This is a genomic window from Butyricimonas hominis (assembly GCF_014287455.1).
GTDB classification, from domain to species: Bacteria; Bacteroidota; Bacteroidia; order Bacteroidales; family Marinifilaceae; genus Butyricimonas; species Butyricimonas muris.
Genome location: NZ_JACOOH010000079.1, coordinates 1 through 509 on the forward strand (window position 1 = coordinate 1; position 509 = coordinate 509).

At 47.9% G+C, this 509-nt stretch carries 2 pseudogenes; both read right to left on the minus strand.

The features are described from left to right. A pseudogene (locus H8S64_RS22365) lies at positions 1–242 on the minus strand (helix-turn-helix domain-containing protein); the annotation flags it as partial. Positions 243–270: 28 nt separating this feature from the next. After that, positions 271–509: pseudogene (locus tag H8S64_RS22450) on the minus strand (hypothetical protein); the annotation flags it as partial.

Sequence of the window (509 nt, forward strand, 5' to 3'; positions counted from 1 at the left end):
ATAATGATTGCCTTGTAGTCCTTGTATGCCGCCAGTGTCGGCGTTTCCGGCAGGCTCTTGAGCGTGTCGCACACGTGGGCGCACAGCCGCCCGTCCTTGCTGAACGGTTCAAGTTCCAAGTAGTTGTCCATTTTCCGGCTGTTGTGCAGCAGCCATGTTACCTTTTCGTCCAGTTCCTTGCAGGACGCTTCCAACTCCACTTCGGGAGCGGGCAGCAATAATGATGTAATCCGTTGTTCCATATCTGATGTTTTATATATGAATGACATATCATTTGTTCCACCTCACGCAATCCGTCCACCCCCATTCATCGAACAGCCATGTTTCTAAGAAGAAAAGTACAAAGGGCAGCAGGAACAGAAAATATGCCTGTACTGCGCTGATATGCTTAGAGCGGCGGTAGCGGTTCAACAATGCCTGTACACGGGCTTTCCTGTATCGTGCAAGAATAAATACACAAATAAGCAAAAACATTGCACCTAAATAGCCAAGATGTAAGGACGACCATT